At 69.3% G+C, this 19368-nt stretch carries 23 protein-coding genes; 10 read left to right on the top strand and 13 right to left on the bottom strand.

The window, feature by feature from the left end; genetic code table 11:
* Window positions 1–28: 28 nt before the first annotated feature.
* The 7 genes from F0U63_RS46765 to F0U63_RS46735 form a co-directional block, all read right to left on the bottom strand.
* The gene (locus tag F0U63_RS46765; protein ID WP_395841639.1) at window positions 29–790 is read right to left on the bottom strand and encodes a hypothetical protein; all 762 of its coding nucleotides are present in this window, start codon (window positions 788–790) and stop codon (window positions 29–31) included.
* A complete protein-coding gene (locus F0U63_RS46760; RefSeq protein ID WP_395841637.1) occupies window positions 787–2127 on the bottom strand; it encodes an AAA family ATPase in 1341 nt (446 codons plus the stop codon). The genes F0U63_RS46765 and F0U63_RS46760 overlap by 4 nt, the downstream gene beginning before the upstream one ends.
* Window positions 2128–2202: 75 nt before the next feature.
* A complete protein-coding gene (locus tag F0U63_RS46755) occupies window positions 2203–3429 on the bottom strand; it encodes an Ig-like domain-containing protein (RefSeq protein WP_395841635.1) in 1227 nt (408 codons plus the stop codon).
* 101 nt (window positions 3430–3530) lie between these two features.
* Entirely contained in the window at window positions 3531–4262 is a 732-nt protein-coding gene (locus F0U63_RS46750; protein WP_395841633.1) for a putative metal-binding motif-containing protein, read from the bottom strand.
* A 43-nt stretch (window positions 4263–4305) separates the two neighbouring features.
* Window positions 4306–4956, bottom strand: a complete 651-nt coding sequence (locus F0U63_RS46745; protein WP_395841631.1) for a hypothetical protein — start codon at window positions 4954–4956, stop codon at window positions 4306–4308.
* 6 nt (window positions 4957–4962) lie between these two features.
* On the bottom strand, window positions 4963–5538 hold the full coding sequence (locus tag F0U63_RS46740; RefSeq protein ID WP_395841629.1) for a hypothetical protein: 576 nt from the start codon (window positions 5536–5538) through the stop codon (window positions 4963–4965).
* A gap of 59 nt (window positions 5539–5597) precedes the next feature.
* A complete protein-coding gene (locus tag F0U63_RS46735; RefSeq protein WP_395841627.1) occupies window positions 5598–6287 on the bottom strand; it encodes a hypothetical protein in 690 nt (229 codons plus the stop codon).
* Between the two features lie 203 nt (window positions 6288–6490).
* Between F0U63_RS46735 and rpsN the strand changes: the two genes are divergently transcribed.
* A complete protein-coding gene (gene rpsN / locus F0U63_RS46730) occupies window positions 6491–6793 on the top strand; it encodes a 30S ribosomal protein S14 (RefSeq protein WP_395841625.1) in 303 nt (100 codons plus the stop codon).
* 12 nt (window positions 6794–6805) lie between these two features.
* Window positions 6806–7042 carry a 50S ribosomal protein L28 gene (gene rpmB / locus F0U63_RS46725; protein ID WP_071897742.1) on the top strand — a complete coding sequence of 79 codons (237 nt, stop codon included), beginning with the start codon at window positions 6806–6808 and terminating at the stop codon, window positions 7040–7042.
* Window positions 7043–7108: 66 nt separating this feature from the next.
* On the opposite strand, the gene F0U63_RS46720 is transcribed toward rpmB, so the two are convergent.
* The 3 genes from F0U63_RS46720 to F0U63_RS46710 all read right to left on the bottom strand — a co-directional run bounded on the left by F0U63_RS46720 (window position 7109) and on the right by F0U63_RS46710 (window position 8205).
* The gene (locus F0U63_RS46720; RefSeq protein ID WP_395841622.1) at window positions 7109–7333 is read right to left on the bottom strand and encodes a hypothetical protein; all 225 of its coding nucleotides are present in this window, start codon (window positions 7331–7333) and stop codon (window positions 7109–7111) included.
* Window positions 7330–7494, bottom strand: coding sequence for a 50S ribosomal protein L33 (gene rpmG, locus F0U63_RS46715; protein ID WP_002628749.1), 165 nt, complete (start codon window positions 7492–7494; stop codon window positions 7330–7332). The genes F0U63_RS46720 and rpmG overlap by 4 nt, the downstream gene beginning before the upstream one ends.
* Window positions 7495–7752: 258 nt before the next feature.
* Window positions 7753–8205 (bottom strand): Fur family transcriptional regulator, encoded by a 453-nt coding sequence (locus F0U63_RS46710; protein ID WP_395841620.1) that lies wholly within the window; start codon window positions 8203–8205, stop codon window positions 7753–7755.
* 230 nt (window positions 8206–8435) lie between these two features.
* On the opposite strand from F0U63_RS46710, the gene F0U63_RS46705 reads away from it, so the two are divergent.
* Window positions 8436–8600 carry a hypothetical protein gene (locus tag F0U63_RS46705; protein WP_395841618.1) on the top strand — a complete coding sequence of 55 codons (165 nt, stop codon included), beginning with the start codon at window positions 8436–8438 and terminating at the stop codon, window positions 8598–8600.
* Window positions 8601–8604: 4 nt separating this feature from the next.
* On the opposite strand, the gene F0U63_RS46700 is transcribed toward F0U63_RS46705, so the two are convergent.
* Window positions 8605–9615, bottom strand: a complete 1011-nt coding sequence (locus F0U63_RS46700; RefSeq protein WP_395841616.1) for a TerC/Alx family metal homeostasis membrane protein — start codon at window positions 9613–9615, stop codon at window positions 8605–8607.
* A gap of 36 nt (window positions 9616–9651) precedes the next feature.
* Window positions 9652–11643 carry a S9 family peptidase gene (locus tag F0U63_RS46695; RefSeq protein WP_395841614.1) on the bottom strand — a complete coding sequence of 664 codons (1992 nt, stop codon included), beginning with the start codon at window positions 11641–11643 and terminating at the stop codon, window positions 9652–9654.
* Between the two features lie 337 nt (window positions 11644–11980).
* On the opposite strand from F0U63_RS46695, the gene F0U63_RS46690 reads away from it, so the two are divergent.
* The 5 genes from F0U63_RS46690 to F0U63_RS46670 all read left to right on the top strand — a co-directional run bounded on the left by F0U63_RS46690 (window position 11981) and on the right by F0U63_RS46670 (window position 16213).
* On the top strand, window positions 11981–13405 hold the full coding sequence (locus F0U63_RS46690; RefSeq protein WP_395841612.1) for a CHASE3 domain-containing protein: 1425 nt from the start codon (window positions 11981–11983) through the stop codon (window positions 13403–13405).
* Complete coding sequence (locus F0U63_RS46685) at window positions 13402–13854, top strand: response regulator (protein WP_395841610.1); 453 nt, start codon at window positions 13402–13404, stop codon at window positions 13852–13854. Before F0U63_RS46690 ends, F0U63_RS46685 begins: the two co-directional genes overlap by 4 nt.
* Window positions 13851–15479: an ATP-binding protein gene (locus F0U63_RS46680; protein WP_395841608.1), complete on the top strand. Its 1629-nt coding sequence runs from the start codon at window positions 13851–13853 to the stop codon at window positions 15477–15479. The genes F0U63_RS46685 and F0U63_RS46680 overlap by 4 nt, the downstream gene beginning before the upstream one ends.
* A gap of 70 nt (window positions 15480–15549) precedes the next feature.
* Entirely contained in the window at window positions 15550–15747 is a 198-nt protein-coding gene (locus tag F0U63_RS46675; RefSeq protein ID WP_395841606.1) for a hypothetical protein, read from the top strand.
* A gap of 157 nt (window positions 15748–15904) precedes the next feature.
* Window positions 15905–16213, top strand: coding sequence for a hypothetical protein (locus F0U63_RS46670; protein ID WP_395841604.1), 309 nt, complete (start codon window positions 15905–15907; stop codon window positions 16211–16213).
* Between the two features lie 45 nt (window positions 16214–16258).
* On the opposite strand, the gene F0U63_RS46665 is transcribed toward F0U63_RS46670, so the two are convergent.
* The gene (locus F0U63_RS46665) at window positions 16259–17134 is read right to left on the bottom strand and encodes a mannosyltransferase family protein (protein WP_395841602.1); all 876 of its coding nucleotides are present in this window, start codon (window positions 17132–17134) and stop codon (window positions 16259–16261) included.
* A 221-nt stretch (window positions 17135–17355) separates the two neighbouring features.
* Between F0U63_RS46665 and F0U63_RS46660 the strand changes: the two genes are divergently transcribed.
* Both F0U63_RS46660 and F0U63_RS46655 read left to right on the top strand, forming a co-directional pair.
* Window positions 17356–18033, top strand: a complete 678-nt coding sequence (locus tag F0U63_RS46660; protein ID WP_395841600.1) for a hemolysin III family protein — start codon at window positions 17356–17358, stop codon at window positions 18031–18033.
* A 207-nt stretch (window positions 18034–18240) separates the two neighbouring features.
* Window positions 18241–19182, top strand: a complete 942-nt coding sequence (locus F0U63_RS46655) for a hypothetical protein (RefSeq protein ID WP_395841598.1) — start codon at window positions 18241–18243, stop codon at window positions 19180–19182.
* Window positions 19183–19368 lie beyond the last annotated feature (186 nt).

Genomic DNA, 19368 nt, shown 5'->3' with positions numbered 1-19368 from the left:
ACTGAGGACGGGCTCGAGAGGCGCGGCCTCATGGCCTCGGGAGTTCCAGCCCCCAGCGTCGCCGCTCGTCCTCGGGGAAGTAGTGGTCGAACACATCGTGAGCGAGCGCTGAGTAGAACATGGTCCGTTGGAGGGCCCGTCTGACATTGCGTCTCCAGGTGTCGCGCACGGCATGCTCGTTGCCCGTCTTCATCAACTCCTGAAGGTGGGTGACATCAGGTATCAAGTAATCCCTGACGTAGCTTTGGAAGAGTTCCAGGAGTGCCTGCCGGTCGAGTTCCAGCACACGAATGGTTTCCGCCCCCTTCACGCTCGCTCCACGAGGCCGGGGCAGCCAGCGATCTGATTTTTCGTCCCGTACGAAGTGGATCGAATCGAGGGGGTCCTCCGATGCCGGATCGACAAGTTGTGGTTGCTCCCCCTGCGGTGGACTCTCCTCGGCCTTGAGCCGGGTCTTCTCGTCCGCCAGGGGGAACTCGTCGTTTTTCGCCCACCGGTTGCAGTTCGGGCAGGCGAACAACAAGTTCTCCCACGTCCATGCGAGCCACCAGTACCGTGACGTTGGCCGGTAGTGTTCGAGGTCGTTGCCAACATTCTCGCAGACCTTCTCGCAGTAGCAGCACTTGAAGGCCTGTCGGCGCCAGAGTGTTTCTTTCACCGCGGTGTAGCGAGTCCCGAGTTCATCGCGGTCATAACCACTCGCGAGAACGATGGCCCGGAAGCGCTCGAGTTCGCCGCGCCGGACATCCGGTAGCTCAGTGGGCTCTGGACCCCTGTCTATCCGGATCATACCTGCTCCCGGGGCACCGGCTCGTAGGCGACCGGTACTCCTTCGGTCTGGAGCCACTTCCGGAGTTCGCTCATCTCCCCTTCTTCCGCGTCACTCCGGTAGGCGTCGGCGGCCAGTCGGAGGTAGCGGTGCAGTTTTTGTGCGTGTTCCTCCGGGTAGACAGACCGGATGTCGAAGAAGCGCTCATAGATCTCTCCCCCCGTGAGCAGGCGGGGCTGTTGCTTCGATTGAGCCCACCGCACGCTTCCCTCCTGATCTGCCTCCAGGATGAAGATCTCGTGTGACTCCAGCCCAGGTAGCACCATCGGTGAGTGGGTCGTCGCCACGAACTGGACTCGCGGCAGTGCGTGCCGAAGCGCACGGATGAGTCCGCGCTGCCAGGTTGGATGGATGTGGAGATCAATCTCGTCGATGAGGACGAGTCCCTCTATTTCATCCAAGGAAACTTGTTCTCCGGCCTCGCTCCAGACTTGTGCGACGAGGTCCACGACCCAAGCGATCGTGGACTGGTATCCCTGGGACATCCAGAGCGCGGGGATCCTGATTTTCTCACCCGAGGGAAGCCGCATGGCGAAGCGGTTCGCTTCGACGAATGTCTTCGAGTCACTGATGCCACCCCTTCCCATCAAGAGGAAGTCATCGACATCAGGAAGCAGTTCATGATCGACGAAGGCCTTTTTGAGTTGGGCACCGAATTCGCGGGCCGTATTGGCATCGAATCGGCTCACGAAGTCCGTGGCGATAAGAGGCAGGCCATCGAACAATGACTGTAGCCGGTCCAGGACTGGAACATAGACGCGTGACGAGGTGCTCAGTGGCTGTGGAATGTTGCGGCTCACGCCATACCCCGCGACAAACCACAGTTTCAATCCGGCCGCTCTGGCTTCCTGGAGTGGATCGATACCTTTCTGCGTTCCTTCTGGCAGCGGGTCCCTCGTCGATGCATCCACGAATCGGGAACTGCCGCGCAGCACTCCGAGCCGCGTGGAGGTCGTGAGCTTGCTTTCGAGGAGTGGCGGGTGCGGCGGTTTCTCTTCCAGGCCGGGATACTCGCGGTACCTGTGGAGGCGCTCACTGAAGCCGAAGGTCGCCTCGATGGTGACCTGCGCATCCTCGCGCCGTTTGTCCGGCATGGTGGTGATGTACGAAGTCCCAAGCTGATTGCCACGTTCGGGGCCGGTCGCGGCGAGGGCGATGGCCCTCAAGAGCGACGTCTTGCAGAGGCCATTCTCGCCAACGAACACCGTCCAGGGACGTGGCTTCCCTTCGTGCAGGAAGGAGATCTTCATGTCGCGAAGCAACTTGAGGTTCGCGACTGTCAGCTCGTGCAGATACATGCTGCCTCCGGGCGGCGGACGCTAGCAGAACCCGCTGGTCGAACCGATCCGGAACGAGGTGCTCGACTGCTCCGCTCAGTGGGCGTGGCGCTCGAGGATGAACTCGAACACCGCGTCCGGCGTGGGCCCGAAGCGCAGGAAGTAATCGCGGTTGCCCTGGGTGGCGGTGAACGAGGCCACGTGGGTGATGCCCGTGCAGACAGGCCGGGCGGCCTCGACCTTCACGGCGACGTCCTTGGACTCCATGCCGTCGTAGGCGCCCACGGCGAGCTCCCGGTCGAGATAGAGCACGATGTGCTCGTCCTGGTCCGGCTTCGAGACGAGCGAGGTGTAGCCGTGCCGCTGCTCGCCGGGCAGTGTGACGCGGTAGCGCGAGTGGCCCGTGTCGGTGAGGGGAGCGAAGCCGAACGGGGGCGCCTCGCCCGTCGTGGCCTGGATCGCCTCCGCCTCGTTCGCGAGCGCGTGGGTGCAGGCGTGCTCCAGCTCTCCGTCCCGCTCCGAGGTCGTGAAGTCCAGCCGGCCGTCCCCGAGCAATGCCGCGGAATCGAGCCGGTTGCCCACCTCGGCGCCGCGCAGGGCGGACAGGTCCAGGGTGTAGCGGGACTTCTCCTCCAGGGTGGCGCCACCGGGGCCGCCGTCCTCGGGGGCGGGCAGGGTGAGCAGCATCTCGCGGCCCTCGTCACGCCACTGACCGGTGATGACGCGCGGCGCGATGCTTGGGTCGGTGTGGTTCTCCAGCTTCACCTGGGCGTTGGTGGTACGCATGGGGACGCTGAAGCGCAGCGACAGTTGCTTGCGCTGATAGATGCCCGGGCGGCGTGCCTCGTGGTCGAAGTACAGCTCCAGGGGATACACGTCCTGGGCGCCCTCGGGGATGCTGGAGGCGGTGAGGACCGGACGCGGGCGATCCGTTCCGGTGCGGAAGCGCAGCGTGTGCTCCACGGGCCGGCCCTCGGCATCCTGGAAGCCCTCGAGCGTGAGGGTGTGCTCCTCGTCATGGCCGATGCGGGTGATGGGCGCGGTGAGCGTGTGGCCGGACCAGGTGGGCGCGCCGAGCTCCAGTCCGGAGGAGGGCCGCAGGGTCCCCTTGGACGTGTCCATGGGCCCGCTGAAGGTGAGGGACACCTGGGTGAGCGCACCGGGGAGCTGCGCCTCGTCGCCACCGGCGGGTGAGGTGGCCGTCACCGAGGGCGCACCCGGCTCCGGGTTGGGGTTCGCGGGGGCCGGCGGATCGTCGCCACAGGCGGACAGTGCCAGCAGGCAGGAGGACAACACGGTGGACAGCAGGGGAGCGCGACGCATCGTTGGGAACTCCTCGGGAGGGTGAAGGACAGGACACGAACGCGACCAGGGCGGCCCCCCAGGAGAGGGAGGCCGCCCCGGCGCGCTTCACTCGGGGACGATCAGTTGCTCAGCGAGCCGTTGCAGTTCTCGTCCACGCTGTTGCCCGGGATTTCCGCGGCCCCGGGGTTGATGCTGGCGTTGCTGTCGTTGCAGTCGTACCGGGCGGTGACGTAGCCGGCCGGCGGCACGCAGGCGGAGAGGATGGAGACGTTGTTGTTGCCGTAGGTGTCGCCGTCCGCGTCCTGGTAGTAGCGGGTGTTGTAGTCCTCGACGCGCTCGGGGATGACGCCCACGAGGTTGCCCGACGCGGTGCCGAGCTCCAGCGTGTACGTGGTGCCGGCGGTGAGGTTGTAGACGGTGTAGTTCGTCAGCCCGCAGCTGGTGCTCACCGTCTGGGCCAGGGCCGAGGCGAGCGTCGTGGCGCCGCTCTTGGCGGTGAAGGTGATGCTCTTGTTCAGGTAGAAGGCCCAGGAGCCCGTGGTGCCCGGGGTGAACTTCACCGTGCCCGTGGCGCCGGCGGGCAGCGTCACGTCGAACTGCTTGTGGGTGCCGCTGAGGGACGGCGTCGAGGCGGTCAGGCCGCTCGTGGCCGTCACGGCCACGTGGTCGGCGCTGGTGTTCGAGTGCAGGCAGGAGTGGCTGGCGATGGAGGGGCTGAGGGCGGTGCAGCCCGCCTCGAGTCCCTGATCCTGGGAGGTGAGCTCCAGCTCCTCGCCCTCGGGAGCGGGACCGCAGGCGGAGAGGGCCAGGCCCAGGAGCGCGCCCCAGGCGATGTGTCGCGTCGGCTTCATGGTGTCGTTCTCTTTCGTGGTGATGCGGCGGATGCCGCGGGGACTACAGGTGCTCGATGACGAGGTAGAGCTCGGAGTGCTCCGTGGGGCCGACGGTGACGGTGTACTGGACCTTGTCCGTCAGCTCGTAGCCGACCATCCGCACGAGCTCGCCCTGGCATGCGCCCTCGCGCAGCTCGGGGGGGATGGGCTCGGTGGCGGCCGGCTCCACGAGCTTCGTGCCCTCGTGGAAGGAGAAGGGCACGCCCTCGTGGCTCAGGTAGGCGATGAAGTCGCCCGTGGCGTAGGACTTGAACTGGAAGGTGCCCACGTACTGGCCTCCCTCCGGGCGGAGCTTCACGGTGTAGAACGTGTGGAAGGCGTCCACGCGTGGCTGGGCCGTGGTGCTCGCCATCACCGTGGCGTAGGGGCCATTGGTGACGTGCCAGCAGGCATGCTCGCCCTTGTCGCCGAAGTCGAACTCCGTGCGCGGCACGTAGTTCGGGTCCACCTCGCAGGCCAGTCGGTCGGTGGCCGCGAGGTAGCCGCGATCACAATGGCACCAGTCCCCCGTGGCCTCGCGGTGGATGTGGCCGTACGGCGCGCAGGGATCACCCTGGGGTTGGGGCGTTGGGTCGTCCGGCTCGGGCGTGGCCGGGTCGCAGGCGGCGAGGGCCGCGCAGGCCGTCAGCAGGAGGAGGGAGTCGAGGCGCATGGCGGCTTACTCGTGCTCGTGCTCGTGAGCGGCTTCCTCGACCAGGAGCGTGAACTGGGCGTCGCTCGCGCGGGAGGCGCGGAACTCGAGCCGGTAGTCCTTGCCCGCCTCGAGCGGGGCGATGGCGATGCTCTTGAGCGCGCCGCACGCGCTGGCCGAGATGTACGAGCGGCACTCCAGACCGACCTCGGTGGTGCCGTCGAAGATGCGCAGGCCCTGGTAGCGCGACAGGAGGAAGGCGTACTCGGTGCTCTCCTCGGCGGTGAAGATGACCGAGCCGCCGTACTGGTTGCAGCTGCCAGGCAGCGTGACGTTGTAGGCGGTGTGGGGGAGGTTCACGTCCACGAACGGCACGGTGCCCAGCGCCGCGGCGGTCACGGCCTGGAACGGGCCGCTCTCCGCGTGGATGCAGGAGTGCTCGATCACTTCCTCCGTCTCGGCCGGATCACACTGAGCGGCGAGCTCCTGCTGCTCGGTGGCCAGCTCCATGGCGGCCGCGTCCTGGGCCTCCGTCGTGCCACAACCGGTCATCAGCATCGCCAGGGCGCAGGTGGACAGGCCCGTCTTGAGCAGGTTCTTCATGGTGCGACTCCTTCTGTGGGTGGGGACTGCTGGGTGATGCGTGGAAAAGGGATGGCCGCTCAGCGCTCGGGGGGCAGCACGGCCCAGGACACGGAGACCTCGCCCGAGGGCAGGTACTCGGGGGGCAGTTGCATGTGGGGCCCCACGCCGCTCAGCTCCAGCCGGGGGACGCGCTGGCGGGCCTCCTCGTAGGAGGCCGCGTCCGGGAAGGTGACGCGCGTCACGCACCCGGCGGCGTAGCAGCGGGGCGACTCGGCGCGGATGGGCAGCACCTGCTCCTCGATGCGGGAGCGCCAGGTGGCCAGCGCCTCGCGGCCCTGCTTCGTCCACTCCGCCTGGCTCCCGCCCGAGGACTCGAAGGCGGCGAGCACGGCGTCACGGCGCTCGAGCGGGGTGGCGTAGCGGCCGCGCAGCGCGCTCACGATGCGCTGGCGCTGCTCGGGCAGCTTGTGCAGGGACCGGGACGTCAGTGGCCAGCGTCTCGCGGAGCGGCTGGTTTCCGGCGGGAGCAGGGGCGAGGACGAGTGCAGGGCGGAGGCCGCGACGGACTCGGGATGCGGGGGCGGGAGGTCCGCGGCCTGGGGAGGCGGGGGCGGCGCGACCTGGGACGGTGAGGCCATGGGCTCGGGGAGGGGCTCCGCCGCCACCGGCACGGCCGTGACCCCGTCTCCCGGCTGGCTGAGCCACGGCGCGGCGAGGAGCGCCAACGCCAGACCTCCCACTCCCACGCTCCACACGATTCGAGACACCGCGATCCTCCCGGACGTCCGTTCCCTCCGCGGGAAACACCGCGCTTATGCCATCAGAGTGCAAACGCAATCAAGTTGCATTTAAGTGGTGCGCGTTCTTTTTGGGGTGGCGTGTTCTAATGCAACTCGGTTGCATCTGTGGGGTTTCCGGGGTACTGCCTGGGCCTCGGACCCTCAACGACCCAAGAGGAGGCGGTCAGCGGATGGCGAAGACGAGCAAGATCGAGAAGAACAAGCAGCGCGAGGCGCTGGTGAAGCGGTACGCGGAGCGGCGGGCCGCCCTCAAGGAGGCCATCCGCGTGGCGGCCACGATGGAGGAGCGGATGCGGGCGCAGACGGCGCTGGGCAAGCTGCCGCGCGACTCCAATCCCAACCGGGTGACGAACCGGTGCGCGCTCACGGGCCGTCCCCGCGGCTACCTGCGCCGCTTCGGGCTGTCGCGCATCGCGTTCCGCGAGAAGGCCCTGTCCGGGGAAATCCCCGGGGTCATCAAGTCGAGCTGGTGAGGAGCCACACACATGTCCAAGGTCTGTCAGGTCACCGGGAAGCGGCCGTTGGTGGGCAACAACGTCAGCCATGCCAACAACAAGACGAAGACGCGCTCGCTGCCGAACATCCAGACGCATCGCTTCTGGGTGCCGAGCCTCGGCCGCTTCGTGCGGCTGCGCGTGAGCGCCCATGGCATCCGCATCATCAACAAGCGGGGCATCGAGCGCGTCATCGCGGAGCTGCGCGAGCGCGGCGAGAAGTTCTGATCGGGACGTGAACGCCACGGGGGGAGGCCCGGGCCCTTCAAGCCCGCGCCTCCCCCCGTCTGTCTTTCAGGACACCGGCTCGGAGACGCGTTCCGCGGAGCGCACGAGCCGCAGGTGCCTGGGCCGCTCACGCGTGGCCTCGTCCTCGCCGTCCTCGTCCTCGCCGGGGGGCGCCACTCCGATGAGCTCCGGGGGCACGAACTCCCGGAAGCGCTCGCGCGTCCGGGCCGCGCCCGGCCCCGGCGAGGACGCCGCTCCGGCTCCTCCTCCACGCCGGGACCGCCTCCTCATGGCTTGCCTTCCACGAACAGCACGTGCTTGCGCACGCGGGGGTCGTACTTCTTGAGCTGGAGCTTCTCCTGCGACTTCCGCTTGTTCTTCGTCGTCGTGTAGACGTAGCCGCTGCCGGCGCTCGAGACGAGATGGACGATGGTTCGGTTGCCCTTGGGCATGGTGCGCTCTTTCCTCTCGCGGCCAGGACTGCCTCCTGGCGCTCATGCAATCGGATTGCATCTGTTACCCAGGTTCTCCCGCTTTTGCAACACGGTTGCATGAGGCTCGGGTCCGCACGAAGCGGACGCGCCTGGAGACGGGCGACGCCGTGAGGAGGGAGTCTGGAGGAGGGGGGAGGCGGGCGCACGGGGGCGCCCAGATGCCCGCGCCTTCAGGCGGGCGGGGGGAAGCCGTGGCCGGGCGAGGAGCGCGCGGGCCTAGCCGCAGCGGTCACACAGGCCGCGCAGCTGGATGTCCACCGTGCTGTCCACCACGGCCTTGGGCAGCCCCTTGGTGGGCGCGAGGCGGACGGACTTGGCCGGCAGGCACGACACGGCGCCGCAGTCCGTGCAGGTGAAGTGCGGATGCGGATCATGGTGGCCGCCCGACGCGTCGCGCTTGAGCTCGAAGCGCCACACCCGGTCTCCCAGGTCCGTGCGCACCACGAGGCCGACCTCGGTCAGGTCCGTGAGGTTGCGGTAGAGCGTGACGCGGTCGTAGCCCTCGTCCTTGAGCGCGTCCACCAGGTCCGCGTGACTCAGCGGCGTGGTGGCGGCTTCCAGTTCCCGGAGGACGGCGATCCGAGCCGCCGTGCTGCGCAGTCCCGAGGAGCGCAGCAGTTCCTGGTATTCGCCCAGGGTCGGTGGAGATGTGGTTTTCCTGGCAGCCATCGTCTTATCGAATAACCCAACTCCCGCGCGCTTGCACCTGGGTTGCTCCGGACGCCCCGGGAACCCGGGGGCTGGCGCCGCCCTCGCCCTCCGGGGAGGTGCGAGGCCCGCGCCTTCCCGCCGCTGTTCCGTCCGAGACAGACGGAGGGCTCCGCCTCGGGTCCGCCCTTTCGTCCCAGGATGGCTGGCGCCAGTCTCACCTCTCAAGACCCACACGAAAGGACATGGGCATGGCAGAGCAGCGGACCGTCGGACGCGCGCTCCAGGACCCTGCGGACAAGCGGTCTCCGGCCCGGAAGAACGAGTTCCTCCGGGAGAAGAAGGCCGCCGCGAAGACGTCCCGCGCCGTCCCCGCCCGCCGCTCCACCTCCGCTGCTCGCACGAAGAAGAAGTAGAGGCCTACGCCCGGGCCTCCTCCCGGTGTCCGCCGTGAGGCCCTGCTCCGGGGGCGTCCCGGTGGCGCGCCCGCAGGCTGAAGCCCACCGCGGTGCCGATGCACACCACGATGACGGCCACCGAGGGCAGCGGCGGCACCTCGATCCACTCCGACAGCAGCATCTTCAGCGCGGCGAACGCGAGCACCGCCGCGAGCCCGAAGCGCAGGTAGCGCAGCTCGTGCGCCGAGCTGGCCAGCGCGATGTAGAGCGCGCGCAGCCCGAGGATGGCGAACACGTTGGAGGTGTACACCACGAACAGGTTGCGGCTCACCGACAGGGCCGCGGGCACGGAGTCCACGGCGAACGCCACGTCGGACAACTCGATGGCGGCGAGCGCGACGAACAGGGTGGTGGCCTGCCACCCCTCCTTCGTGCGCGTGAAGAAGGCCCGATCCGGCGCCTCCCGCGTCACGGGCAGGCGCCGCGTCAGCCACGTCACCAGCTTGTTGTCCCCTGGTTGCTGGCCGTGCGGTGCGCGCGCCACTCGCCAGGCGGCGACGAGCAGCAGGGCGCCGAAGCCGTAGACCACCCAGTGCCAGCGCTCCATCGCCTCCAGCCCCACGAAGATGAACACCCCGCGGAACACGAGCGCCCCGAGGATGCCCCAGAAGAGCACCCGGCGCTGATGGTCCTCGGGCACCCCGAGGCTCGAGAAGATGACGAGGAAGACGAACAGGTTGTCCAGGCTGAGGCTCTTCTCGATGAGGTAGGCGCCCAGGTACTCCTGGGCCGCCACGCCTCCGTGCCTCCAGGCCACGAAGCCCGCGAACCCGAGCCCCATGGCGATCCACGCGACGCTCCAGAGATAGGCTGCCTTGCGCGACTCGGCATGCGTGCCACGGTGGGACCTGAGGTCGACGACGATCATCCCGAGGACGATCACCCCGAACAGGCCCCACTCCCATGGCGATACCGGATTGGATTGCATTCCGGGGAAGCTGGAGATGGCCCGGGGCGGCCACAACTTCCGCACGCCCGCCCGCCCGTGGGCGGACGGTGCCCAGGAGGGCTAGGAGCCAGACGAGGGCTCGATGACCACCGGCTCCAGGGGATCCGCCAGGGAGAGCCCCATGACGCGCGCATAGAAGGCCAGCTCGGTCTCCAGGGCCTTGCGCGCCTCGGGGGTGCCGCGGGGCGACTGGGCCTCACCGTCGATGAGCAGCAGCGCCGTGGGCACCCCGTGCGCGCGCAGCTTGCGCACCAGCTCCTCCGTCTCCCGCGACGGTACCCGCGTGTCCTGCCGGCCCTGGATGAACAAGAGCGGGCTGCGCTTGAGGTTGTCCAGGTGGAAAGCCGGGGACCGGTCATGCAGGAGCTGCCGGGACTCGAGCAGGGGGCCGAGGAGCTGATCCAGGTAGTGCGCCTCGAACTTCTCCGCGTTCTCCGCCAGGGACTCCAGGTTGGACACGCCCGCCGCGCTGGTGCCACAGCGCAGGATGTCCCGGAAGGCGAGCAGCGACAGCGTGGTGTAGCCACCCATGCCGGCGCCGCGCGCCACCAGGCGCCGGGCATCCACGCGGCCCTCCTGCACCAGTCGCAGCGCGGCGTTGGCGCAGTCATCCACGTCCATGACGCCGAAGTTGCCGTACAGCGACAGGCGGTAGTCGCGGCCATGGCCCGTGCTGCCCCGGTGGTTGACGTCCACCACGCCGAAGCCCCGGCTGGTGAAGTACTGGATCGTCCAGTCCAGCTTCGTCGAGGCCGCGCCCGTGGGGCCGCCGTGGCTGAGGATGAGCAGGGGCGGCTTCTCGCCCGCGGGCGCGCGGAAGTCCGGGTGGGTGGGGGGGTAGTACCAGGCGTGCGACTCGCCCAGCTCGGTGGTGGGGTAGTGCAGGGGCTCGGGGCGCGACAGGTAGGGCAGGAGCGACTCGGGCACCGTGCTCGAGGCCTTGATGACGTGGGGCTTGCCCGACTCCATGTCCAGCCGCACCACGCTCGCGGGCTGCTCGGGCCCGCCCCCCACGAAGTACGCCGTGGCGAAGCCCCCGCGCACATGGCAGATGTCCGTGTAGGGCGTGGCCAGCTCGGAGAACTGGCCGAGCACCACGTCCAGCCGCCCCAGCTTCCACTGGCCCTGCTCGTTGAAGGCGCACACCACGTGCCGGGGCGAGATGAAGGTGTAGGTGGACATGCCCAGGCTCCACTGGGCCGTGCCGAACTCCGCCCGGCGCTCGAGCACCGGCACCACGTTGCGCCCCTGCAGCCGGTAGAGGTTCCACCAGTTGTTGCGGTCGCTCACGAAGTACAGCTCGCCCTGGGGCGACCACTCGGGCTGGAAGATGGACTCGGTGGAGCCGCCGGCCACGAGCCGCGCGTGGCGCAGCGTCCCGTCCTCGTCCACGTCCGCCACCCACAGCTCGCACCCGTCCCACGGCATGCTCGGGTAGTCCCATGCGAGCCAGGCCATGCGCCGGCCGTTGGGGCTGAGCACCGGCGAGGAGTAGAAGTCGCGCCCCTGCGTGAGCACCGTCTGCTTCTGCCCGTCGATGTCCACCGCCACGAGGGAGATGCGCGGCTGGCCCTCCTGGAGGTTGCGCCAATCCTCGCGCACGCACAGCACGCGGTTGCGCGCCCGGTCGATGCTCAGGTCCGCGTAGCGGTGCTTGCCGCCCGTGTCCGGGGTGATGGGCACCGGCGTGCGGCCCGGGTTCACCCGGTACAGGCGCTGATCCGGGTGGGGGCCGCCGCTCGCGTGGTTGACGAACACCACCCGCCCCTCGGACACGGTGAACGAGCCGCCGCCCCGGCCGTACACCAGACTGCGCGCGCTGTAGGGAGCGCGGCCCTCGGCGGGCGCGGGCAGCAGGTCCGAGTGCGTGCCCTCCGCGGTGCGCCGCACGATGACGTGCCGGCCCCCCTCGTTGGCGCGCACCTCCAGCCAGTACACGTCATCCCCATCGACGGCCACCTCGCCCAGCGAGAGCGACTGGGAGGCGATGAGCTCGGCGGTGAGGGGGGACTTCCAGGCGCCATAGGGCGCTTCCCGGCTTGCGAGCGTCATGTGCTGGCCCTTCCATGGAATGCATGAATGAAGCGTTCCTCCGCTTCTAACATCCCCGGGCGACGTCGCGCTTCAGACAGGGGGGGGGCCACGGGGAGGGAAATGTCGGATTCTGCTCGGCCTGACACTTTCTCCTCCCGCGCTCCGCGTGGGAACGAGCGCACCCCGGGTCGAATCCGCCGGGGTTCGGGCCGGCTCCTGGGCGGACGTCCATGGAGTCCGCCTCTCGGAGCAGCCCTCCTACCGAGCTGTCGCCGCCGTGTCCGGTGGAGTGGGTTGAAGGGCGTCTGTCGGGCGCCAACCTTCACGGGAACATGCCTTCTACCCTCGACGAGTGATGCCCCAGACCGAGTCACGCCGCTTCCGCCACCTGCTGCTGCGCGCCGTCCTGCTGCCGTTGGGGCTGTTGCTGCTGCTCGCGGGCATCCTCTTGTGGTCGGTGGGCAACCTCATCCGCGCCCAGGAGGGGGCACGCTACTCCCAGGAGGCCCTGACCCGGCTGGAGCGGGCGCGCCAGCTTCTCATCGACCGGGAGACGGGCTTGCGCGGCTACCTCCTCACCGGCAAGCCCGCCTTCCTGGAGCCCTACCAGACGGCCGGGCAGCAGCTCCCCGCGGCGATCGATGCGTTGGAGCAAAGCCTGGCGGGCGAGCCCGAACAACACGCCTGGATGACGCAACTGCGCGAGCACTGGCGGAATTGGGATCAGTTCGCCGAAGAGGAGTTGTCCCTCTTCCACGAGGGGGGAGACTGGCTGTCCGTGGTGCGCTCGGGCGCGGGCAAGACCCGCATGGATGCGCTCCGCGCCACCCTGGATACCATTGGCGCCGAGATGCGCCAGCGCGCCACCCTCCAGGGGAGCGAGGCCGAGCACGCGGGCCGGACCATGCTCATGCTCGGAGGGCTGTGGACGCTCGCGGTGGGCGCGCTGCTGGCCTGGTTCAGCCGGCGCCAGCTCATCACCCTGGCCCGGGAGTACGACGCCAGTCTCACCCAGGTGCAAGCCCAGGCGGATGCCCTGCGCGCCAGCGAGGCCCGGTTGGAGTCGCGCGTGGCCCTGCGCACCCACGAGCTCACCGCCGCCAACAAGGAGCTGGAGTCCTTCAGCTACTCCGTCTCCCATGACCTGCGCTCCCCCTTGCGCGCCATCGACGGCTTCGCCCAGGCGCTGCTCGAGGACGACGGGCCGCGGCTGTCGCCCGAGGGCCTGCGGCTGCTCTCGCGCCTGCAGGCGGCCGCCATGCGCATGGGCCAGCTCATCGACGATCTGTTGCAGCTCTCGCGCGTCACCCGCGCCGAGGTGCAGCGCGAGCCGGTGGACTTGAGCGCGCTCGCCACGTCCGTGCTCCAGGAGCTGCGCCAGCGCGAGCCCGCGCGCGACGTGACGTGCTCCATCCAACCCGGGCTCGCCGCGCCGGGAGATCCGCGGCTGCTCCGCGTGCTCCTGGAGAACCTGCTGGGCAATGCCTGGAAGTTCACCAGCAAGCGCTCCGGGGCCCTCATCGAGTTCTTCTCGGAGACGGTCGGTGGAGTGAGCCAGTACGTTGTGCGTGACAATGGCGTGGGGTTCGACATGGCATACGCGGGCAAGCTCTTCAGTCCCTTCCAGCGGATGCACAAGCCCTCGGACTTCCCGGGCACGGGCATCGGGCTGGCCACGGTGCAGCGCATCGTCCACCGGCACTGCGGGGACATCTCGGTCCAGGCCACCCGTGGCGCGGGCGCCACCTTCCGCTTCACCCTCCAGGAGGTGCGGTCATGAGCGGCCCACGGTCCATTCTCCTCGTCGAGGACAACCCGGATGACGTCGACCTGACGCGGCGCGCCTTCCAGCGCGCGGGCCTCACCCAGCCGATAGACGTGGTAGAGGACGGTGTCGAGGCGCTCGACTACCTCTTCGCGCGCGAGGCCTACGCGCATCGGGCCCAGGAGCCCCTGCCCGGGCTGGTGCTGTTGGATCTCAAGCTGCCTCGCCTGGACGGGCACGCGGTGCTGCGCCAGATTCGCGCCAACGCGCGCACCCGCTTCCTGCCCGTGGTCATCCTCACCTCCTCGGACGAGGAGAAGGACCTGGTGGAGAGCTACAGCCATGGCTGCAACAGCTACGTGCGCAAGCCGGTGAGCTACAACGAGTTCGTCGAGGCGGCACGCCAGCTCGGGGTCTACTGGCTGGTGCTCAACCGCTCGCCGCCCGCGGGGGGGCGTGCATGACGACACCGCTGCGGGTCCTGATGGTGGAGGACAACCCGGACGACCAGGATCTGGTGGAGCGCGAGCTGCGCCATGGCGGCTACGAGGTGCACACCCACCGGGTGCAGTCGGCCGAGGAGCTGCGCGAGGTGCTCGTGCCCGGGCGCTGGGACATCATCCTCTCCGACTACAGCCTGCCCGGCTTCGATGCGCCCTCCGCGCTCGGCATCGTGCTCGACAGCGGCCTGGACATTCCCTTCATCGTCGTCTCCGGCAGCGTGGGCGAGAACGAGGGCGTGGAGGTGATGAAGGCCGGCGCGCGCGACTACTTCCCCAAGAGGAACATCACCCGGCTGCCGGCCGCGGTGGCGCGCGAGGTGGAGCAGGCCCGGCTGCGCCAGGAGCGCGCCTGGGCCGCGAGGGATCGGGATCTGCTGGCGCGCGCTGGCGAGGTGCTGGCGGGCTCGCTGGACTTCCCGTCGACGCTGGAGCGGGTGGCGCGCGTGCCGGTGCCGGAGCTGGCGGACTGGTGCGCCGTCTACCTCCCCGAGGAGGGACGCTACCTGCGCACGGTGGCGCTGGCGCACGAGGATCCCGCGCGGATGGCGCTGGCGTACGAGACGGACCGGCTGTTTCCCATGGACCTGGCGGCCCCCTCGGGCCCTCCCCGCGTCTTCCACACCGGCGAGCCGCTGCTCCTGACGGAGGTGCCCGAGGAGCGCCTGGCCCTGCTGGCGCGCTCCCCGGAGCACCTGCGCCGCATTCTCGCCATGGGGCTGCGCTCCGTCATCCACGTGCCGCTGGTGGGGCGCAGGGGGACGCTGGGTGTGGTGACGCTCGGCACCACCGGGAGCAGGCCGCGCTTCTGCCAGCGGGACATGCCCGTGGTGCAGGAGCTGGTGCGCCGCGCCGCGCTGACGCTGGAGAACGCGCGCCTGTACCACGAGTCCCAGGATGCCATCCGTCTGCGTGACGAGTTCCTCGCCGTGGCGTCCCACGAGCTGCGCACCCCGCTCACCTCGCTGGGCCTGCAGTTGAGCTCGCTGGTGCAGCGGGCGCGGCGCGAGTCCGCCATGGACATGGTGGAGCGGTTGGATCGGGGCCTGCGCCAGGTGCGTCGCCTGGGCACGCTGGTGGAGACGCTGCTGGACGTGTCGCGCCTGTCCACCGGCGAGCTGCCGCTGTCGCCCGAGCGGATGGACCTGGGCGAGGTGGTGCGCGAGGTGCTGGAGCGCTTCGAGGCGGAGTCCCAGGCCATGGGCTGCGCGCTGCGGGTGGAGGTGACTCCAGGGCTCGTCGGCGAGTGGGACCGGATGCGGGTGGAGCAGGTGGTGTCTGGCTTGCTCGCCAATGCCCTCAAGTTCGGGGCGCGCCATCCGGTGGAGGTGCGGGCGTGGGCGCAGGGCGAGGTGGCGCGGGTGGTGGTGGAGGACCGGGGCATCGGCATTCCGGAGGATCAGCTCGAGCGCATCTTCGAGCGCTTTGGCCGGGCGGTGTCCTCGCGCTCCTACGGAGGGCTGGGGTTGGGGCTGTATGTGGCGCGCCGCGCGGCCGAGGCGCACGGGGGCCGTGTATGGGCCGAGCAGCGCGAGGGCGGCGGGGCCCGCTTCACCCTGGAACTGCCCTTGCGCGCCCGGGCGACATAGCCGCCCAGGGCTCGTGCCAGCTGTATTTGTTTTTCCTCACTCGCTGCTCACGCGCGAGCAGGTGGGGGAGATGTTCGCGCGTCTGGCGGCCGAGAATGTCCAGGGCCGGCGGCGCATGCTGGTAGAGCCCCAACGCGCGGAAGTCATCGTGGGCGGCGCCGCGGTGCTGCTGACCGTGCTGCGCGAACTCGACATCCCCGAGCTGATCGTGAGCGAGTCGGACATTCTGGACGGGCTTGCCGCTTCCCTGCGGGGGTCCGGCTCCTGAGGGTGGCGGGCCCCTGACGGGCCTCGCGCGTCCACGCTCGCTGCCACGGACGATGGGAGCCTGACTGCTTCAACACTCCTTTTCGTCACCTCCGTGTTTCACGAATGGCACTGACAGTGGATAGACTGTGAATGGCTGCGAAGTGTGGGAGGTGTCCATGACGTGGGTGCTCCAAGCGGCAGTGGTGTTGGCTGTCCCGTTGACGCTCCTGGGCGCGGTCAAGGCAGGCGCTCTCGTTCTCCGTAAGGTCCGGGAGGACAGGGAGGGCGCTGCGATGGCCGCCGACCTCCTGTTCAGCCGTATGCCCGGCATCAGCGGGTCCACGGGCTGGTGGACGGACCAGTTCGACGGTTTCAGGGACTGGTTGGCGGACAAGATCGACGGAACGTCCAGCGACGGCGATTCCTCGGGCTTCGATGCTTCATCCGACGGGGATGGCGGCACGACGGCCACAAGCGCTGACTGATCACCCTCCTCCCTCCACTCCGGTGGACGCGCGGCCCGGGGCGTCTCAGTTGGGCCCGAGCCCCACCGCCCACCGGAACGAGAAGATGGCGAGCAGGCCGAGCCCCACGGCGAGCAGCCCCACGCCCACGGAGCGGTCCAGGCGGAACAGGGCCACCAGCGGCAGGCCGAGCTGGCGCTTCCACGCGGCCTGGACGTGCACGAAGTAGAGCGGATCCCCGTAGAGCTGCCAGTGCAGGCCGAGCAGGGGCAGCACGGCCACCACCGGCACCAGGAGCCAGAGGACGCGTGGCGTGAGGCGCGGGCGGCCGTCCCCGGTGCGGCACAGCTCGAGGAGCGCGGGCAGGCAGAGGATCCACCCATTGGGCCGGGCCCACACGGCGAGCGCCAGGGCCAGGGCCGCCACGCCCTCGCGCCGGGTGCGCACGCAGTACAGGGCGAAGACGCCGAGGAAGAGCGCGGTGGACTCGGGGTAGACGGCGGAGAAGAAGTGGCTGCCGGGATAGGCCAGCAGGCACGCCACGCACAGCTCGGCGAAGGCGCCCGGGCGATCCAGCCGCACCAGCTTGTCGAGGTAGACGACGGCGAGCGCCAGCATCACCTGGGAGAGCAGCAGGCCCACGTGGAAGAGGGACGCTCCACCGAGCAGCTCGGACAGCCCGCGCACGAGGCTCGGGTACAGGGGGAAGAAGGCGGCGTGGTAGACCCAGCCGTCGGGGCGCCAGGGGGGATAGGCGTCGCGGGCGATGTCCAGGTAGAACATCGTGTCCCAGCGCCCCCAGACATCCAGCGCGCGCACGGGCAGGTACATCCAGCGGAAGTGCTCGTCCCCGCCGGCCCAGTGCACGCGCGGCGGCCCGCGGGTGAAGAAGGTGCCCAGCACCATCCACCCGAGCACCCACAGCCGCGTCCCACGAGCCACGCGGCCAGCCGAGCGCCACGGGGCAGGTGCCGCCAGCGCGCGGACAGGGAGGAGAGGAGCGGGGGCACGGGGCCGCGGGAGATAGCACGCTTCGCCTCGCCGGGGTCTACCTCCACGCCAGTGTGCACGAGGCGGCAGACCCTGTCGCCAGACGTCCGCGCCTGGACAGGAGGGGGCCACGTGGTGACACTGCGGTGACCTGCCAGCGGTACGAAAAGGTCATGGCATCCCCCGAGCGCATCGAGACTCTCCGGATCGAAGAGGAGGAAGTGAAGCCCCTGCTGCGCGGCGTGTCCCATGCGCTCGCCTTCGTGGCGGCGCTCGCCGGGTGCTTCTTCCTGGCCCAGGCCCCGGCCGAGGGCGCGCGGCACGTGGCCGGCCTGGTGTTCGGCGCCAGCCTGGTGCTGATGTTCGGGGTCAGCGCGACGTACCACTGCCCCAACTGGAGCCCCGTCGTCTACCAGCGCCTCCAACGGTGCGACCATGCGGCCATCTACGTGCTCATCGCGGGCTCCTTCACGCCCATCGCCGTCCTGGACGAGGCGGGGGGCTGGGGCCCTCGGATGCTCTGGGTGATGTGGAGCGCGGCGCTCACGGGGGCGGGGCTCTCGCTGCTGGGCCACTCCGGGCCGCGAGGGCTGCGCTCCGTGCTCTATATCGTGCTGGGGTTCGTGTCGGTCCCGGTGATGCTGCGGCTGCCCGACGTCATCGGCCCCGTGCGCGTCGGGTGGCTCGTCTTCGGCGCCGTCGTCTACGCCCTGGGCGCCGGGGTCTACGCGCGCAGGTGGCCGGATCCCCGTCCCACCCTCTTCGGCTACCATGAGATCTTCCACCTCATGGTCATCACGGGGGCCTCCGTGCACTACGCCGTCATCCTCGACGTGCTGCGCGGCGGGTGAGCGGGTGATGACTCCAGACACCAGGTGGTGAGTGCCGTCATCCCACCGCGGGACGCTGGGGTAGCCGGGGGACTGGTGCTCTCATTCCAAGTGACTGATTTCCCGAGAAGGGGGGAGTCCGGGCCCTCGTGCGCGGCCGGGGGGGCGTTGGCATGGGTCCTGCTCTGTTCGTGCTCACTCCGCCCTCCTGGCCTCCCGGATTCGAAAATGTCCATCTCGGTCAACCGCCCTTCCTTCTCTTCTCCTGTCTGGAGCACCTCCAAAAGCGAGCCGGTCTCCTCCCCGGACGAGATCGTGGAGAGCACCCCCACGCCGCAGCCGGGCAACGACGTGTGGCAGTCGCTGCTGACCGACTCCTTCGAGCAGGGCCCGGGCAATCTCGAGCAGCTGACGCAGGTGCTGGGCCAGCTCACGCAACTGCTGAGTGAGCTGCAGGGGGACGACTCGTTCGAGGCGCCGCAGGACCTCGCGTCCGGACCCGAAGTGGGTGCCCCCGCGCCCACGCCGAGCAGCCCGGCCAACCCGGCGCACCCCACCTACGACAGTGACGCGGGTCCGGGGTTTGGTCCGCCCTCCGCCGGGTCCACGGATCCGGTGAATCCGAGTGAGCCGTGGCTGGCCAAGAACAACGTCGGCTCGCCGTACAACAGCAACATGCAGCTCATCGACCCGAGCCAGAAGGACCAGTTCAAGTACACCAACACGTTCGTCAACAACACGAACCAGCCGCAGACCGTCACGCTCTGGAACAAGACGGGCGAGGACGGCGGCCCGAACAGCGGGCAGTACTTCGACAAGAGCACGCCGAAGACGTTCACGCTGCAGCCCGGCCAATCGCAGACCGTGGCGTTCGACAGCAACAGCAGTGTCGCGTGGTGCGTGTCGAAGGACGGCACGGCGAATCCGGGCGCGAACGCCGGCCAGACCTGGGGCGAGGCGACGTTCGCGAACTCCGGCACGGGCTGGAGCGGTTATGACGTCAGCCAGATTGAACCCGCGGGCCACAATGGCCGCATGTCCATCTCGAACGACGCCACGGGCAAGACCGTGACGGAGGCCAATGCCTGGCAGACGCCCTCGGACAACCCCGCGGGCCTCGACGTGGGCGTCCCCGCCGGCCCGCTGAATCTGACCACGACCTTCAGCTGAGGGAGCGGCCTCGCGAGAGGCTGGAGGTCTCGGCGGTGAGGTCCGACGATGTGCCCGTGACTGTTGTTACGAGTCCTCTGTTACGAGTCCTCTGACACCTTCCCCGGGACACCTTCCCCGGGACACCTTCCCCGGACGCCTTCCCCACCCAACCCGGTGGCTTGACGGGTACGCCCGCATTTTCAT

This window comes from Cystobacter fuscus, from assembly GCF_044360685.1.
Taxonomy (GTDB): Bacteria; Myxococcota; Myxococcia; order Myxococcales; family Myxococcaceae; genus Cystobacter; species Cystobacter fuscus_C.
Note: the sequence above shows the minus strand (reverse complement) of the source record. Positions and strands in the feature narration are given on the sequence as shown.

Bases quoted from the DNA above. Each gene is read 5' to 3' on its own strand.
- F0U63_RS46655 (WP_395841598.1), top strand. From the start codon at position 18,241: ATGTCCATCTCGGTCAACCGCCCTTCCTTCTCTTCTCCTGTCTGGAGC.
- F0U63_RS46740 (WP_395841629.1), bottom strand. From the start codon at position 5,538: ATGAAGAACCTGCTCAAGACGGGCCTGTCCACCTGCGCCCTGGCGATG.
- F0U63_RS46670 (WP_395841604.1), top strand. From the start codon at position 15,905: ATGACGTGGGTGCTCCAAGCGGCAGTGGTGTTGGCTGTCCCGTTGACG.
- F0U63_RS46660 (WP_395841600.1), top strand. From the start codon at position 17,356: ATGGCATCCCCCGAGCGCATCGAGACTCTCCGGATCGAAGAGGAGGAA.
- rpsN (WP_395841625.1), top strand. From the start codon at position 6,491: ATGGCGAAGACGAGCAAGATCGAGAAGAACAAGCAGCGCGAGGCGCTG.
- F0U63_RS46755 (WP_395841635.1), bottom strand. From the start codon at position 3,429: ATGCGTCGCGCTCCCCTGCTGTCCACCGTGTTGTCCTCCTGCCTGCTG.
- rpmG (WP_002628749.1), bottom strand. From the start codon at position 7,494: ATGCCCAAGGGCAACCGAACCATCGTCCATCTCGTCTCGAGCGCCGGC.
- F0U63_RS46705 (WP_395841618.1), top strand. From the start codon at position 8,436: ATGGCAGAGCAGCGGACCGTCGGACGCGCGCTCCAGGACCCTGCGGAC.
- F0U63_RS46710 (WP_395841620.1), bottom strand. From the start codon at position 8,205: ATGGCTGCCAGGAAAACCACATCTCCACCGACCCTGGGCGAATACCAG.
- F0U63_RS46690 (WP_395841612.1), top strand. From the start codon at position 11,981: ATGCCCCAGACCGAGTCACGCCGCTTCCGCCACCTGCTGCTGCGCGCC.
- F0U63_RS46720 (WP_395841622.1), bottom strand. From the start codon at position 7,333: ATGAGGAGGCGGTCCCGGCGTGGAGGAGGAGCCGGAGCGGCGTCCTCG.
- F0U63_RS46675 (WP_395841606.1), top strand. From the start codon at position 15,550: ATGTTCGCGCGTCTGGCGGCCGAGAATGTCCAGGGCCGGCGGCGCATG.
- F0U63_RS46695 (WP_395841614.1), bottom strand. From the start codon at position 11,643: ATGACGCTCGCAAGCCGGGAAGCGCCCTATGGCGCCTGGAAGTCCCCC.
- rpmB (WP_071897742.1), top strand. From the start codon at position 6,806: ATGTCCAAGGTCTGTCAGGTCACCGGGAAGCGGCCGTTGGTGGGCAAC.
- F0U63_RS46745 (WP_395841631.1), bottom strand. From the start codon at position 4,956: ATGCGCCTCGACTCCCTCCTCCTGCTGACGGCCTGCGCGGCCCTCGCC.
- F0U63_RS46750 (WP_395841633.1), bottom strand. From the start codon at position 4,262: ATGAAGCCGACGCGACACATCGCCTGGGGCGCGCTCCTGGGCCTGGCC.
- F0U63_RS46685 (WP_395841610.1), top strand. From the start codon at position 13,402: ATGAGCGGCCCACGGTCCATTCTCCTCGTCGAGGACAACCCGGATGAC.
- F0U63_RS46760 (WP_395841637.1), bottom strand. From the start codon at position 2,127: ATGTATCTGCACGAGCTGACAGTCGCGAACCTCAAGTTGCTTCGCGAC.
- F0U63_RS46680 (WP_395841608.1), top strand. From the start codon at position 13,851: ATGACGACACCGCTGCGGGTCCTGATGGTGGAGGACAACCCGGACGAC.
- F0U63_RS46765 (WP_395841639.1), bottom strand. From the start codon at position 790: ATGATCCGGATAGACAGGGGTCCAGAGCCCACTGAGCTACCGGATGTC.